Raw genomic sequence first — 15,182 nt, 5'->3', positions numbered from 1 at the left:
CGGCGTCAGCTACTTTTCATCCCCTTGGAAAATTGGAGGCAACGTCGTGTCAAAACCGGCTGAAACTGATGTTCTCATCGTTGGCTCCGGGCCTGCGGGTGCTGCCGCTGCGGTGGCCCTGGCCCAGGCGGGCGTGAAGAATACGGTCATCAACAGGTACCGTTCGACCTCCCCCGGGCCGCGCGCGCACATCACCAACCAGCGCACGATGGAAATCCTGCGCGACTTCGGCATCGAAGAGGCTGCCAAAAAGCTGGCCACGCCCTGGGAGTTGATGGGCGAGCATGCCTACGCGACCAGCTTGGTGGGCGAGGAGTTGGGCCGCATTCCAGCTTGGGGAACCTCGGATGCCGCCCGAAGCGCGCAGCTCAAGGCGAGCCCCACCACCTATTGTGATCTGCCCCAGCTCTACCTGGAGCCACTGCTGGTGGCCGAAGCCAGCCAGCGCGGATCGGACCTGCGCTTTCGCACCGAGTATCTGTCGCATGTGCAGGACGCCGAGGGCGTGACGGCACGCCTGGCCGACCACGTGAGCGGGCTGGAGTATGAGGTCCGTGCCAGGTATCTGATTGGCGCCGATGGCGCCAGATCCAAGGTGGCGCAGGACATTGGGCTGAGCTTCGAGGGCGAGCTGGCCTTCGGTGAGTCCGGCTCGGTCAATATCGAGTTCACTGCGGACCTCTCCGCGTTCTGCGCCCATCGTCCCAGCGACATGTACTGGATTCTGCAGGTGGGCCGAGGTCTGAACGGTCCGGCTGCCGGCCCCGGGTTTGGCGTCATGCGCATGATCCGGCCCTGGAACAAATGGATGTGCGTGGTGGGCTACGAGCTTGCCGGCGGCGTGCACAGACCGACCGACCAGGAGGCGCGCGAGATGGTCTGCAGAATCCTGGGGACGCACACGGTGCCGATCCAGATCGATGCCATTGGCCACTGGGCCAACAATCGACAGTATGCGCTGAACAACACCAACGGCCGCGTGTTCTGCATGGGTGACGCCGTGCACCGCCACACGCCTTTCGGCGGGCTGGGCATGAATACCAGCATCCAGGATGCCTATAACCTGGCCTGGAAACTGGCCTTGGTGCTCAAGGGCCAGGCAGGCCCAGCGCTGCTGGCCTCCTACGAGGCAGAACGTGCGCCAATCGCCAGACAGGTGGTGGAGCATGCTTTCCAGAGCACCCTGACTCTTGGGCCGCTGTTCCAGGCGCTGGAGCTGCCGCCCGGCGCTTGCGAGCAGGACATGGAGCACGCGCTGGCACGGCTGAAAGAGCCTTCGGCCGACGGAGCCCGCATGCGCAAGTCGTTGCGGCAAGCGATGGACAAGACGCTGGACGGTTTTGGCGCCGCCCATGGCGTGGAACTGAACCAACGGTACGTCTCCAGTGCGATCGTAGCCGACGGAACGGCGGACCCTGGTTTCTCACGCGATCCGGTGTATTTCTACCAGCCCAGCACACGACCTGGTGCCCATCTACCCCATGCGTGGCTGACATGCTTGCAACGCAAGGTCTCGACGCTGGACCTGTGTGGCAAAGGCCGTTTCACGCTGCTGACAGGCCTGGCCGGTCAGGCCTGGGCCGAGACGGTCGCCATGGCGGCGCATGAGTTGGGGATCGATTTGCACATGCATGTGATCGGCCCGGGTCAGGAGTACGTGGATAGCCATGGCGATTGGGCGCGCGTGTCGGGCCTTGACGAGGCCGGCGCGCTGCTGGTGCGCCCCGACATGTTCATCGCATGGCGTGCTGCGGATTGCTCCTCGGCCAGCCGCGATGGCCTTGTGCCGGCGGTGCTCCAGATTCTGGGGCGCTGATGGGCCTGCCACCGCAGGACGCCTGCCGTTCGACCAGGCCGGTCGCCGTCTTGGTCCGACCCGGCTATTGAGCTGACGCAGAGATCCAGCAGAAAGAGTGCGCAATGCCAATGCAGGAAAACCCAATGCAAACATCGGATCTGATTCAAGAACTGGCGCTGAGCCTTCGCACGGCAGAGGCTCGCCGCGCGCCGATGCAGCCCCTGCGGTCACGGTTGCCGAACGACGGGGGTGCCTCTGCCTACGCGATCCAGCGCAGGAACGTGGAGCACGCGATCCGTGCAGGACGGCGTGTGGTGGGGCGCAAGATCGGCCTGACTTCACCGGCCGTGCAAAGGCAATTTGGCGTCGAGCAGCCGGACTTCGGAACATTGTTCTCCGACATGGTCTTTGGCGATGGTGAAAGCGTGCCCTTCGCACGCCTGATCCAGCCCAAAGTGGAGGCCGAAGTCGCGCTGGTGCTCGGACGGGATATCCCGATGCTCGATGCCACGCTCGTCGACGTGATAGGTGCCACCGAATATGTGTTGCCGGCGATCGAAATCGTGGACAGCCGCATCGCCGGATGGGACATCGGCTTCACGGACACGGTGGCCGACAACGCATCCAGTGGCGCGATCGTTCTGGGCGCGGTTCCTACCGCCCTGGCCGGGCTGGATCTGAAACTGGTGGAAATGAATCTGCTGCAAGGCGGCCAGCCAGTGTCCAGTGGCAACGGCGCCGCATGCCTTGGGCATCCTTTGAATGCCGCAGTCTGGCTCGCTCGCAAGCTCGCCGCCATGGGAGAGCCGCTGCGCGCGGGCGACCTGGTCCTGACGGGTGCACTGGGGCCCATGGTGGAGGCCCATCGCGGTGACGAATTCGTGGCCCATGTCACCGGCATCGGGAGTGTACGCACCCGGTTCGCAGCCGTCTGACGGCCCAACCGAGACCTAAAGGAGCGCAGATGAGTCGCAAATTGAAGGCTGCCATCTTGGGCAGCGGCAACATCGCAACGGATCTGATGATCAAGATCCTGCGCCACGGCAAGCACATCGAGCTGGCTGCCATGGTGGGGATCGACCCCGCTTCCGACGGGCTGGAGCGTGCCTCGCGCATGGGCGTTGCCACCACGCACGAGGGGGTGGATGGGCTGGCGGGATTGCCGGTGTTCCAGGATATCGGTCTTGTGTTCGATGCCACCTCGGCTTCGGCGCATATCCGCAACGACGCCTTCCTGCGCGGGATCAGGCCGGACATGCGCATGATCGACCTGACGCCTGCAGGCATCGGCCCGTACTGCGTTCCCGTGGTCAATGGCCAGCAGCACCTGGAGGCCAGAAACCTGAACATGGTCACTTGCGGTGGCCAAGCCACTATTCCGATGGTGGCGGCGGTCTCGCAGGTGGCGAAGGTCCACTACGCCGAGATCGTGGCGAGCATCTCCAGCAAAAGTGCGGGCCCTGGCACGCGTGCCAATATCGACGAGTTCACCGAGACCACGTCGAGGGCGATCGAGAAGATAGGAGGTGCCGTCAAAGGCAAGGCCATCATCATCCTGAATCCGGCCGAGCCGCCGTTGATCATGCGGGATACGGTCTACACCTTGAGTGAGCTGGCCGATACCGACGCCATGGAGGCGTCGGTGGTGAGCATGGTCAAGAGCGTGCAGGCCTATGTGCCAGGCTATCGCCTCAAGCAGCGCGTGCAGTTCGATCGCATCGACCCCGGCAATCCGATCCGTATTCCTGGCGTGGGCGACCGCCTGAGTGGCCTGAAGACCTCCATATTCCTGGAGGTCGAGGGAGCTGCCCACTACCTGCCGGCGTATGCGGGCAATCTGGACATCATGACCAGTGCCGGGCTTCATACCGCAGAGCAAATCGCGCTGCGCATGCTCAACGCCTGAGGGGCAAGCTATGCCCGGCAAGAAACTCTATATCTCCGACGTGACGCTGCGTGACGGCAGCCATGCCATCCGGCACCGGTACTCTGTCGAGAATGCCAGGCAGATTGCCAGGGCATTGGATGAGGCCAAGGTCGACTCCATCGAGGTGGCCCACGGAGACGGTCTACAGGGCAGCAGTTTCAACTACGGCTTCGGCGCCCATACCGACCTGGAGTGGATCGAGGCCGTCGCCAGCGTGGTTCGGCATGCCAAGGTCGCTACCCTGCTGCTCCCGGGCATTGGCACTTTGCATGACCTCAAGGCTGCCTTCGATGCGGGAGCGAGCATTGTGCGTGTGGCCACGCATTGCACCGAGGCCGATGTCTCCAGGCAGCACATCGAATACGCCAGGAAGCTGGGCATGGAGGCGGTGGGCTTTCTGATGATGAGCCACATGCAGACGCCCAGGGGTTTGGCCGAACAGGCCAGGCGGATGGAAAGCTATGGCGCCACCGTGTGCTATGTGGTGGACTCCGGCGGTGCGCTGAGCATGTATGGCGTGCGCGACCGCCTGCGTGCCTTCCAGGACGTACTCAAACCGGAGACGCAAACCGGCATTCACGCACACCACAACCTGAGCTTGGGCGTAGCCAACTCCATCGTCGCAGTGGAAGAGGGCTGCGACCGCATCGACGCCAGCTTGTCCGGCATGGGCGCTGGTGCGGGCAATGCGCCGCTGGAGGTGTTTGTCGCTGCTGCCGAGCGCCTGGGGTGGAACCACGGAACCGACCTGCACCGGCTCATGGATGCGGCCGATGACATCGTGCGTCCGCTCCAGGACCGTCCGGTGCGGGTGGACCGCGAGACGCTGGCGCTGGGGTATGCCGGCGTCTACAGCAGCTTTCTGCGCCACGCCGAAGCGGCGGCCTCCAGGTACGGCTTGAAGACGGTCGACATTTTGGTGGAGCTGGGCCGCAGGCGCATGGTTGGCGGGCAGGAGGACATGATCGTGGACGTGGCGCTGGACCTGCTGAATCAGAGCAAGGCGTGATCGCGCCCAGGCTTGCGTGCCCCATCAATGCCAATCGACGCAAGCCGTGCAAGGACCTGACAAAGACGTGCAATGCCGAGATAGACCACGGTTACGGCATTCCACAGAATATGTCATGTAAATAAATACATCAAAGGAGACAAACCCATGATGGACGCCCCTTGCCAGTATCGGCCGGGTTCTGAAGTGCACGCATCCTGGTGCACAAGCCATTCAGGTTCCGGTTTGATTTCATGCTATGCCCATGATTCGGCAAACAGATAGGAGAAAATCATGTATTTGCGAAATTGCTGGTATGTTGCCGGGCACGCAGAAGAAGCCACGGTCAAACCATTAGGGCGTATTTTTCTGGACGAACCCGTGGTCATTTTTCGTACCGAAACGGGCACCCTGGTGGCCATGGACGATCGTTGCCCGCACCGTCTGGCACCCTTGCACAAGGGAACCGTCTGTGGCGAGCAGATCCAGTGTCCCTACCACGGGCTGCGATTTTCTCCCGCCGGAATGTGCACCGCGACGCCCAGTGGCGACCGGCCGCCTGCCCGTGCCCGGCTCAAAACTTATCCACTAGTGGAGCGCCATGAAATGCTGTGGATATGGATGGGCGAAGCGTCCTTGGCTGACACCTCGCTGATTCCTGATTTTTCTCGACTGACGGAAGATGACGCCGACTGGCTCAGCGGCTATCTTTATGTCCGTGGCAACTACCAATTGGCGGTGGACAATCTATTGGACCTGAGTCATATCGAATTCCTGCATCCCATGCTGGCGTCGCCCATCGCGCGGGCCCACAGCCAGCTTGAGCAAGAGGGCGATACCGTCCATTTCACCAGCACACTTCCGGACGACAAGCCATTGGCGCTTGCTTTGACAATGAACCCCCGGCTGGCGCCTCATGGCAAGACCGTCATGAGAGAACGCTGGGAAGTGCCTTCGCTGGTCTTCCTGTCTGTTGAGTATTACAGCGCAACGGGTGATTGGTACATACCAAGTGGGCATTTTTTGACGCCGGAAACAGCGACAACCACTCACTATTTCCTGCGTTCAGGCCAGACAGTAGACAAATACAACGCGCAAATGACCGAGGCCTTCAAGAGCGGATCACTTCATATCTTCGCAACAGAGGACATCCCCATGATAGAGGCGCAGCAAAAAAATATCGGTGCCATCGACCTCATGGATCATCACCCTGCCATTCTCCGCACGGATGCCGCAGCGGTTCGTGCTCGCCGCGTGCTGTCACGCAGAATAAAGGAGGAGAATTCTCCAGTGTATACGGCCGTGGAGGCCCAGCAGGGGCAGTGAAGATCTGAATCTTCTTCCGGGTATAGCGAAATCCGAGGACCGTCCTGTCCATTTAGCCGATGTTTATGTTGGCGAGATGATTCTGCGCCATTTCAAGATAAATATTTCCTGAACGTCTTTGCATATTGAAAGCGTTGCCCTGTGTCTATGTATTTCTCGGGGACGATTTTCATTCCGTGCATGAAAAGGAGACATTGCAATGATATTCCACATGATCACGCAGTGCACGCGCCTTGCACTGACAGTGGCAGGTATATTTTCGATGGCGACCGGCGCGCATGCGCAGGGGCACTATGTGCCTGGCGTGGAGGGCATGGAGTCGGGCACCGTTCCTCCGCCTGGTTTTTACTATGCAGGATATTGGGTCAACTATCGCATTGGATCCATGCGCGCACCAGGCACCGATACGAATCTGCCGGGCAGCAACAAAGCCACGATCACCGCTTTGACAAACCGCTTTATCTGGGTGCAGAAGGTCGATTTTCTGGGGGCCGACTGGGGCATGGATCTGATAGTTCCCGTGGCCCGGTCATCGTTCAGGATGGACACGCTCGGCCTTCGCGAAAACCACTCCGGTGTCGGCGATGTCTATGTGTCACCGTTGGGGCTGGCCTGGCATGGTGATCGATGGGACGCCGGTGTGCAACTGGGGCTGTGGCTGGACAGTGCCAGCGCCGACGGCCCCGCCGATATTGGCAAGGGCTTCAAAACCTGGATGTTGTCGGCAGGGGCCACCTACTACTTTGACACCGCCAAGACCTGGTCAGTCGCCGCCATGACGCGGACTGAGCGCAATGGCAGGAACGATCAGGGGTTTCGCAATGGCAACCAGTTCACGGTGGAGTGGGCCCTGGGCAAGCGCTTCGGCGTCATGCAGGCCGGGTTGGTTGGCTATAGCCAGGTGCAGGTCAGCCATGACAGTGGTTTGGGTGCCAGTCAGAAGAAGAGTTCGCGTCATGGATTGGGCGTGGAATTCAACTACGCATTTCCGGCACAGAAAATCAATCTGAAAACTGCTGTGTACAAAGATTATGGTGTGGAGGCTGGGACAGGACCGCAACCCAGTGGAAGCACGCTGCGCCTTGCGCTGTACAAGGCATTTTGAGGGTTGGGCGCGGCGCTGCTGCAGCCAGTCCAGCAGCCGTGCCTTGTCCATGGGCCTGGCGATGTGGTAGCCCATGACCCTCAGGCCCAGCGGCAGGCGTTCCAGATAGCTCAGCGATGAATAGCGGGTGCCGAAGTCGCCGATGGCTGGCTGCGCGCGGCTCGCGGTGATGCCACGCTGGCGGATGCGCGTGCCCGCGTGACGGCCTGAGCTCCCAACGCAAAAAAGCCCCCTCGGCTGCGACCATGGCGCCGAGGGGGCTATGTGTTTCAGTGACCTGATTTGTCAGGCGCAAGGGTTAGGGAGGAATCTTGGGGTGATGGCCGGCTGCGCCTCTTGGCGAGGGCATCGTGTCAGCAGTTCGTGACACTGCGGCAAAGAAGAAAAACGAGAAATGTTCCCTGTGTTCCCCAGGATTTTTCTGGAGAGCCGTTTCCAGAGGGGAAAGGCTGGCCCCGGAGGGACTCGAACCGCCGACATGGCATAACCAAGCACAACGCAGCATAGATTCCCCTTTGAAAGCTTGTGCTGCAGATGGCTGGGTTTGGCTAATTCTTCCCAGAATTCTTCCCAAAATTACCCATTGGCTGCATGCGGTGAACGGGGGGAAAGCAGGTCTTCCAACTTGCCCATTTCCAGGGCGTTATGGCCGCCGTCGATCCACTTCGCATAGGTGCGCAGGAACATCTCGATGGTGTGCCCCATCTGCTTGGCAGCATAGGCCGGCGTGACCCCGGCCATCAGCAGCATCGTCGCATAGGTGTGCCGGGTCTGGTACGGGCTTCTGTACCGGATGCCCAGGCGCTTGAGCATCGGCCGCCAGTAGAGCTCCCTCGGCGGCTCATCGTCCGTCCAGCGCTCACCGGTGCGCGGGTCGGGGAAGATCCAGCCGTGGTCCTGCATGAACGTGTGCGGCTTTTGGGCCTTCAAGCACGCCATGGCCCGCGAGTTCAGCTGCACGATGCGCGAGGCATTCGTCTTGGTGCTGGTCTTGAAGACCCCAAGCACCACAGCGTCTGCCACCAGCAGCTGCTTGCGACGCCAGTCCACATTTTCCCAGCGCATTGCCAGGCTTTCGGAGGTCCTCAGCCCGGTGAAGAACTTGGCCGCGAAGTACGATTCGATCTGTGGGCCGTAATGCTTTGCCATGCTGTCCAGGATTAGATCGACCTCCTCGATGGAGAAGGGGTCGGGCTGGGGGGCTTGATGCTCCGCCGGCTCCAGCCCGTTGATGGGGTTGGCGGCCAGGTCGCCGTCGCGCACGGCCAGCTGCAGCGCCAGGCGCAGCACGCTGGACTTGTTGTTGCGGGTCTTGCCGCTCCACGTGGGCTCCGAGGCCAGAGCCAGCAGGATATCGCTGTGCTTCAGCGTCTTCAGCGGCAGGTCCGGCACCAGCTTCTCCTTCCACCAATCCACTGCCACCCGGTAGCCCTTGAGGGTGCTGTTGGCCTTGTGCGCCTGCGTCATGAGCCACTTGTCCAGATGCTCACCCCGGGTGATGCTCTGACCAGATGTGGCCCGTTGGCTGTCAGGGAAGTAGTCGGCATGCACATAGGTGCCGAAGCGGATCTTCTGCTTTATCTCGCTGGCCAACCGGTGCGCATACTTGATGTTGGCCGGGGTTGGCGCGAGCGCCTTGCCATCCGTCTTGAGCATCTCCTTTACAGGCGCCCCATCCAGAACGAAGTTCAGGCGGATGGAGCTGGCCCTTACCTCTACGCCGCTCCCTGTGCGACCCATAGTTCATATCCTTTCATATCCACCAGGACGCTGCCGTCCCGCTTTATCCACTGCCGACCTTCAATCCACTTCCCGCGCGCGATCTTCGTTCGGATTGCGCTGCATGTGAATCCCGTCATCGCGGCAGCCAGTTCGATGGTCACGAAGCGCGCGCTCACAACCTGGACTGTGGGCGCCGCTGCTGTTTGCGGCTGTGCATTCATTTGCCTGGGCTCCAATAAAAAAGCCCCGACTAGCGGGGCTGGGATTGTTGCTGTGTGCGCTCGGCTATTCGCTCTGCCTTGCGCTGGTGGTCCGGTGGCTGGCTGCTGGTGCCTATGGCTTGCCAGTTGATGGGGCAGGCGTTTTCGGCCCATTTCTTCTGCCAGTCGCGTTTGTCGCCATGGTCGCGGGCTCGTTTGCTCATCAAATCACTCCATATCTGCCAAGCAACACCAGCACGTCGATAAGCGAAATGACTGCGAAATAGACGGCAATGCCGATGAGTAGTGCGTAGATCATGACGATCCTCCGGTGATGCCGTGGGAGCGCTCAGCGTCCCGGAAGGCCTTGAAGTACTCTTCGCGGCCGATGTCAAACCCGCGATTTGCCTCGCCATGCAGGTCGTCGATCTGCTCATCGCTCAGCGGCAGCGGCTTGCGCGCCTCCAGCTCTGCCAATTGCTGGGTGGCCTGAGCATGCATCTGGGCCTGCATGCGGTGCTGCTGGGCCAGCTGGTCAGCGCGCAGCTTGTGCTCGGCCGTGGCGCGTGCTTCTGCTGCAAGCTTCTCTTCCATCTCTGCCATGCCGACCTCTCGGCCCTGGCGAAATCCTGCCCAGTCTGGCTTGAACTCCTCTTTGGCCTCCAGCTCTGCGATGCGGGCGTATGGGTCGAAGGCGTCCGGCCTCTTGCTGTCTGCATAGCGCTCGGTGATGGCGCGGATTTCGGGGTGGTGCTGGATGCTGCCCAGGGCCAGTTCCGCTGTCATGTGCGGCTTGCTGGCGTGATGCACGGCCCAGCGCTCCACGAACTCCAGCGTCTCGCGCATGGCCTCGTTGTCGGCCTGCAGGCGGCGCAGCTCCGCGGCGGCTGGCTGGAGCCATGCCGCGTAGCCGCAGAAGCCTTCCTCAAGGCCTCGGGCCAGGCGCTCCGCTTCGGAGGGTGTTGGTGCTGTGGTCACGGGGTCTGTCCTTTCTCGGCTGCCAGCAACTGTTCGCTGGCCTCGTGCATCCGCTTCCAGGCTCGCTGCCGTTCTGCGGCGCAGAGCTTGATGATTCGCTGCGTGGCGTCGAAGTGCTCCATGCTGGGCGCGCTGGCACCTTCGAGCATGCTGATCACGGCGTTGAACACGTAGAGATCAGCATTGGCGCGCGTGGCCTCTTCCAGTGTTGCCCGCTTCATGCACGTCCTTTCTGCTGCGCCTGGGCGCGCTTCAGGCGCCACTTGATCTGACGGGCATAGATGTTGTCGGGGGCATGCTCCACCGCGCCATCTCGCATCATCTTTTCCAGCTCACGGCGCACGGGAGCGGCGTTGCCACGGAAGCCGACGCAGTTTGCGATGTGGTATGTCATGGCCCCATCGGAATGAATGTTCAGCATCTTGAGGATCTCTTCGCGCGAAACGCGCTTTGCTTTTTCGGCCATTCAGCTCTCCTTGTGCGCCTGGGCGCGCTGCTTGTCGATGATTGCGTCCCACTCGTCGGCACGGCCACGAATGTCGATGCGCTCGCCGCCGCTGGTGACGTGGTTGGTGGTGGCCTTGAGCCAGCGGTAGCGCTCGGCATCCATGCCGTCCGGTGAGCGCATCCAGAGGACGAGCACGGCCAGGCCGCCGCCGAGGACCCCCAGGCCCAAGGCGAACAGGTAGTTGAGGTCCATGTCAGCTCTCCTTGTGCCCAGTGGGGCGCGCGGGTTCGTTACCAGACACGGAAGCCTCCAGACTTCTCGGCCCAGTCAGCAAATGCGCGCGTTTCCTCAACGAAGTCGCGGCGCACGGGCAGGGTGTAAAGGCGGGTGCGGTCGTCACGCATGCGCTGCTGTTCGCTGGCCGGCATCTTTTCCCACTCGGCATACAGGCTGTCCTGCAGGTCGGCCACCCAGCGAGCGATCTGCGCCATCTGCTTCGCCTCGGAGGCCGAGACCCGGGCGCCATCGTTTGTGGAAACGCACAGTCCATCCTTGCGATTCCGCGCGACGTACTGCCCAGGCACGAAGGCCTTGCCATAGCCCAGGGGCAGGCCAACGCCGGCATCCAACATCCACGGCCACGAGAATCCGCCGGCGTTGAAGTCGCCTGCCGCCTTGTTTCGCGGGTTCAGGGTGTATCCCATGCTCACGTCCCCTTGGCTGCTGCCTGGGCTGCGGCCTTGCGGTTCTTGGGCTGCCGTGCTTCAGCGGCCGCACGGCGCCACCCTTTCGCGCGAGCGTGGTCTTTCCCGTGATCGCCGTTGTCGGGTGGACAGGGCAGGCCGTCTGCGAACATCTTCCTGCCCTCGGCGTCCAGGCCGCCCTCCTTCTGGACCTTCTTGTGCAGGGCCTTGTGTCCGAGGCTGCGGCTCATTGGTCACCGCCTTCCTTGGCCTGGGCTGCGGCTGCGCATGCTGCGGCGGCCGTGTCGCCCTGGCCGCGCGCCAGCACCTTGCGGTCGGGGTTGATGAGCTGAGCGCCGTACATCGGCTTGTCCGTGATCCACGCCATCCAGCCTGTCTGCCGCGTGTACGCCAGCTCGAAGTAGGCGTAGGGGTTGGCATCCAGCAATGCGGCGTGCACGTCCAGCAGGGCCTGCACGGGCGCCAGTGCATCCACTGCAGGCGCAGCAGGTGCTGCCAGAAGGGCGCTCTCTACAGTGCTCAAGGCATCGCTGTAGTAGCGCATTGCGCGTGCGTTAACGCGAGGGCTGCCTGACTTATGCAGGTCATCCCACATTTCCTGCAAAGCCTGCACGGCCTGCGCGGCTGAGCGCCCCAACGCGGGCGCAGCAGGTGCTGCCAGAGCGCCCTTGAGCTGATCGCACAGTGGCACAACGATGTGTGCGATACGCTCGCGCAGTTGCCCGGCGCCGTGGTACTTGATCGCGCAGTCGCGCAGGTCGTTGACCAGGCGCGCGGTCTGGTGGTCCTTCCAGGGCGCAGCAGGTGCTGCCATCGGGGCCTTGGATGCAAGGTTGGTCAAAACCATTGCCAAGGTCCCCATGCTGTATCGAATGTTGGGCAGGTCGCTGTATCCCTTGGCCGTGTCTGCAAACCTTGCCCAGTCCAGCAGTTCCTCGCGCGCAACGGGCCAAGCCATGGGTGTGGGCGCAGCAGGTGCCTGGGGCGCTGCTGCCGCGAGGTGAGCCTCAAATTCCAGCAGCGCGCCTTCTGCTGTGGTCGGCTCGCGGTCCTCTGGCTGGGAGTACATCCATTCGATGAATTGGCGAGCCGAGCCGACGGGGGCTGCAGGCGCTTCCAGGGCGGGCGCTGCGGCGTGATTCAGTGGAACAAAGTAGCCTTCGACGTAGCGTTCCCCGGTGCTCAGAATCGTGTCCTTGTGCCACAAGGCGTAGTGCAGGAACTCTTTTCCATCGTTCTCGTCTTCGCGCTGCCGGAATACCGCCCACAGTTTGTGCCCTTCTGTTGGCACTGAAACAGCCGAAGACTGATCGGCGCGCATCTCGTGCGCAACGCCCTCGGTCGGCTGATCTGCCGCGATGGTGGCTGCATCGATCAGCCCGATCCCTTGAGCCCAGGCCGGGCCATTGTCGATGGCGAACTGCTGCAGAACGAAGCTGCTGCCATCCAGCCAACTCGAAAGCACCAGGTCGTCAGGGCGCCGTCCATGGCACAGCAGAGCGATAGCGTCACCGAATCGCTGGAGGTAGGTCGTGGGCTTGCGCCAACCCTCGCCCTGAGGCGCCACAGCGGGAGGCGCTTCCAGGGCGGGCGCTGCCAGTGCTTTGATGCGATCTGCCACGGAGCGCGCGCAATCCTGCATTTCAGAATGGCTGTCGTAGATAGCGCTGTGCTGCAGGTCGGACGCGCAGAGCAGTAGGGAATCATCCTTGTCGCCCTGGGGCGCCACAGCGGCAGGAGCTGCCCCGGCGAGGCCTGCGGCAAACACGTCCCGGCCATACGCCAGCAGTGCTGCGCGGTCTGCGCCGGTGACGAAGTTCAGGGAGTGGGGCGCCATCAGCGACGTCAGGTGCAGGTCGTCGCCGGGCTGGATCTTTGTTGCTGTCATGCTGCTTGCTCCGTGGTGTCGGCGGGGTTGAGGAAGTCGGCGGGGAGCAGGACGCCCAGCTCGTTTGCGGGCCGCCAGCAGAGCGGCTTGCACGTCGCAATCACTGCGTTCAGGACATCGAATGCCTCGCGCAGCTCATCCGGGACCTCGCCGTCTTCTGGCAGGTCGTCCATGAAGTGCTCATTGGGGTCGATGGGCTGCGCGTGCACTGGCTTGCATTGCACGAGGCGAACGTCTGCTGGATTTAGTTCGTGCTCCTCCAGCCAGTCGCTCAGGTCATCGAGGTCGAAGAAGTAGCGATCGCTGTCGAAGACGCACAGCGGCAACAGCTCCTCAGAAAGAGGCGCCTTCGGCATGGCCTGCCACTTGGTCTCGTTCTTTTCAGCGTGGCACGCCTCGCAGTAGGAGCGGTTTTCGACCGGGCCGTGCTCGGGGTTGGCTTCGCAAAGCCTGTGGGTCGATCCACAGTAGCGCGCCATGTGCTCGTCGTTGCCCCAGAACCTACCGCCGCGCGAAACCCAGCCGGTGACGGTCTGAATGCTTGCGGCTTCGGGGGAGCTGGCCAGGATCATTTCGGGCTGTTGCTTCGTTGCTGTCATGAGGCTTCCTTGTTGAGCAGCCGCCAATGCGCTGCAGTGGTTTGGATGACGTGGCCTGCGCGCTGCAGCAACTGCTGGCAGGCCGGGGGTGGGGTCGGGGTCATGGGGCAATGAGAAAAGCCACTCGCGGCACGGGGCCGGGTGGCTTCGGGGGAGGGGATCAAAAAAGCCCGCGTTGTGCGGGCTCTGGTTCGGGTCGTGGCGCGTGGCGCTCGGGCGGCGCTGGCGCTGCCGCGATGGTTTCTGGCGGCAGTGGTTCGGCTGCCAGTGCTCCGTGCCGGCGCGCCTCGTGCTCGATGCGTGCGCGGGCGATGGCCAAGTACTCGGCCTCGCGCTCGATGCCCAGGAAGCGGAATCCCTCGCGCATGCAGGCTTTGCCGGTGCTGCCCGAGCCCATGAAGGGGTCCAGCACCAGGCCGCCCGGCGGCGTCACCAGCCTGCACAGGTAGGCCATCAGGTCCGTCGGCTTCACCGTGGGGTGGTGGTTGCCGTTGCGCGCCGGCCAGTCGGCATCCTCGCGCTCGCGCATGGTGGCGCCGGTACCGACTGCCGGATTGGAGCCGCTGGCAAGGCCTGCATTGCGGTCGGCGCGGCTGGCCTTGGCGCAGTAGAAGAAGCGGGCAGCGCTACCGGAGCTGGCCGGCACGTCTACGCTGCTCACCGCGCCACCGAGCGTTCCATAGCAGACGCTGCCGGGCTCGTCCTGAGCTGCGCGTTGGGTGCTTGACTTCATTGCGCCGCTGGTGCTTTGCGGAAACCCCGCCAACACCTCTTTGCTGCCATCGTGGATCAGGTTGGCTGGCCAGCGGCCTTTGGTGGCGTCGTAGGACGCGGCTCGGTCCATTGTCTCGCCTCCGCTGTACGCTCCGTTGCCGCCAATGCTCTTGGTGGCGTTGAATCCGACTATGCGCTCGCCGATGTACGCGGCGTCTTCTGCGCTCATGCCGACACGGCACCCATCAATATTCAGCCCTCCCGTGCCATGCGCCGATACATTGGCCGCCACGGTGCCGGCCAGAGGTTTTCGCGCCACACTGATGGGCTCAAGTGCGGGCTTCAGCGCAGTGCCACCCCACGGGCCGTTGTGAGACTTCGGGAAGCCGCTGCCGTAAACCCACGCGATCATGTCCCGGATCTCGAATCCAGCGTCTTCGATGCGGACTGCCATGCGGTGCTGGGTGCGGGTGCCAGCGAATGCCAGGAGGTGGCCGCCCGGCTTGAGCACGCGCAGGCACTCTGTCCAGACTTCCACGTCAGGCACGTCGTAGTCCCAGCGCTTGCCCATGAATGAGAGGCCGTAGGGCGGATCGGTGACGATGGCGTCGACGCTGCTGTCTGCGAGCGTGCGCAGCACTTCCAGGCAGTCGCCGTGCTCCAATTGGTATTGCATCGGGGCTCCAGAAACGAAAAAAGCCTGGCGGCATTACCCGGGCAGGCTTTGGAAGGGGGAGGGGAGAAATCAGGGAAGGAGCCGCGCGGCCCCTTCGCTCATGCCTCGT

General features: G+C 62.7%; 17 protein-coding genes. 6 read left to right on the top strand and 11 right to left on the bottom strand.

Annotated elements, in window-relative coordinates:
* Nucleotides 1-46: 46 nt before the first annotated feature.
* The 6 genes from ACFPFG_RS05915 to ACFPFG_RS05890 all read left to right on the top strand — a co-directional run bounded on the left by ACFPFG_RS05915 (nt 47) and on the right by ACFPFG_RS05890 (nt 7,144).
* Complete coding sequence (locus ACFPFG_RS05915; protein WP_380105575.1) at nt 47-1,816, top strand: FAD-dependent monooxygenase; 1,770 nt, start codon at nt 47-49, stop codon at nt 1,814-1,816.
* A gap of 125 nt (nt 1,817-1,941) precedes the next feature.
* Nucleotides 1,942-2,733 (top strand): 2-keto-4-pentenoate hydratase, encoded by a 792-nt coding sequence (gene mhpD / locus ACFPFG_RS05910; protein WP_183018976.1) that lies wholly within the window; start codon nt 1,942-1,944, stop codon nt 2,731-2,733.
* Nucleotides 2,734-2,762: 29 nt separating this feature from the next.
* Nucleotides 2,763-3,704 (top strand): acetaldehyde dehydrogenase (acetylating), encoded by a 942-nt coding sequence (locus tag ACFPFG_RS05905; RefSeq protein WP_312374665.1) that lies wholly within the window; start codon nt 2,763-2,765, stop codon nt 3,702-3,704.
* A 10-nt stretch (nt 3,705-3,714) separates the two neighbouring features.
* The gene (gene dmpG / locus ACFPFG_RS05900) at nt 3,715-4,734 is read left to right on the top strand and encodes a 4-hydroxy-2-oxovalerate aldolase (RefSeq protein ID WP_183018978.1); all 1,020 of its coding nucleotides are present in this window, start codon (nt 3,715-3,717) and stop codon (nt 4,732-4,734) included.
* A gap of 273 nt (nt 4,735-5,007) precedes the next feature.
* Complete coding sequence (locus ACFPFG_RS05895; RefSeq protein WP_380105572.1) at nt 5,008-6,039, top strand: Rieske 2Fe-2S domain-containing protein; 1,032 nt, start codon at nt 5,008-5,010, stop codon at nt 6,037-6,039.
* 199 nt (nt 6,040-6,238) lie between these two features.
* A complete protein-coding gene (locus ACFPFG_RS05890; RefSeq protein WP_232245876.1) occupies nt 6,239-7,144 on the top strand; it encodes a SphA family protein in 906 nt (301 codons plus the stop codon).
* Between the two features lie 576 nt (nt 7,145-7,720).
* On the opposite strand, the gene ACFPFG_RS05885 is transcribed toward ACFPFG_RS05890, so the two are convergent.
* From ACFPFG_RS05885 to ACFPFG_RS05835, 11 genes are all read right to left on the bottom strand, one after another.
* Nucleotides 7,721-8,884 carry a tyrosine-type recombinase/integrase gene (locus ACFPFG_RS05885; protein WP_312374852.1) on the bottom strand — a complete coding sequence of 388 codons (1,164 nt, stop codon included), beginning with the start codon at nt 8,882-8,884 and terminating at the stop codon, nt 7,721-7,723.
* A gap of 232 nt (nt 8,885-9,116) precedes the next feature.
* Entirely contained in the window at nt 9,117-9,290 is a 174-nt protein-coding gene (locus ACFPFG_RS05880) for a hypothetical protein (protein WP_380105570.1), read from the bottom strand.
* A 91-nt stretch (nt 9,291-9,381) separates the two neighbouring features.
* Nucleotides 9,382-10,044, bottom strand: a complete 663-nt coding sequence (locus ACFPFG_RS05875) for a hypothetical protein (RefSeq protein WP_380105568.1) — start codon at nt 10,042-10,044, stop codon at nt 9,382-9,384.
* Nucleotides 10,041-10,265 (bottom strand): hypothetical protein, encoded by a 225-nt coding sequence (locus ACFPFG_RS05870; RefSeq protein ID WP_380105566.1) that lies wholly within the window; start codon nt 10,263-10,265, stop codon nt 10,041-10,043. The genes ACFPFG_RS05875 and ACFPFG_RS05870 overlap by 4 nt, the downstream gene beginning before the upstream one ends.
* Nucleotides 10,262-10,510 (bottom strand): hypothetical protein, encoded by a 249-nt coding sequence (locus ACFPFG_RS05865; protein WP_380105564.1) that lies wholly within the window; start codon nt 10,508-10,510, stop codon nt 10,262-10,264. The genes ACFPFG_RS05870 and ACFPFG_RS05865 overlap by 4 nt, the downstream gene beginning before the upstream one ends.
* Nucleotides 10,511-10,744, bottom strand: coding sequence for a hypothetical protein (locus ACFPFG_RS05860; protein ID WP_380105562.1), 234 nt, complete (start codon nt 10,742-10,744; stop codon nt 10,511-10,513).
* A 38-nt stretch (nt 10,745-10,782) separates the two neighbouring features.
* Nucleotides 10,783-11,196, bottom strand: coding sequence for a hypothetical protein (locus ACFPFG_RS05855; protein WP_380105560.1), 414 nt, complete (start codon nt 11,194-11,196; stop codon nt 10,783-10,785).
* 2 nt (nt 11,197-11,198) lie between these two features.
* A complete protein-coding gene (locus tag ACFPFG_RS05850) occupies nt 11,199-11,426 on the bottom strand; it encodes a hypothetical protein (RefSeq protein WP_380105558.1) in 228 nt (75 codons plus the stop codon).
* A complete protein-coding gene (locus tag ACFPFG_RS05845) occupies nt 11,423-13,084 on the bottom strand; it encodes a hypothetical protein (protein ID WP_380105556.1) in 1,662 nt (553 codons plus the stop codon). The genes ACFPFG_RS05850 and ACFPFG_RS05845 overlap by 4 nt, the downstream gene beginning before the upstream one ends.
* Entirely contained in the window at nt 13,081-13,683 is a 603-nt protein-coding gene (locus ACFPFG_RS05840) for a hypothetical protein (RefSeq protein WP_380105554.1), read from the bottom strand. Before ACFPFG_RS05840 ends, ACFPFG_RS05845 begins: the two co-directional genes overlap by 4 nt.
* A 160-nt stretch (nt 13,684-13,843) precedes the next feature.
* Nucleotides 13,844-15,073 carry a DNA-methyltransferase gene (locus tag ACFPFG_RS05835; RefSeq protein WP_312374877.1) on the bottom strand — a complete coding sequence of 410 codons (1,230 nt, stop codon included), beginning with the start codon at nt 15,071-15,073 and terminating at the stop codon, nt 13,844-13,846.
* Nucleotides 15,074-15,182: the final 109 nt, after the last annotated feature.

This window comes from Delftia deserti, from assembly GCF_042653485.1.
GTDB classification, from domain to species: Bacteria; Pseudomonadota; Gammaproteobacteria; order Burkholderiales; family Burkholderiaceae_C; genus Comamonas; species Comamonas acidovorans.
Note: the sequence above shows the minus strand (reverse complement) of the source record. Positions and strands in the feature narration are given on the sequence as shown.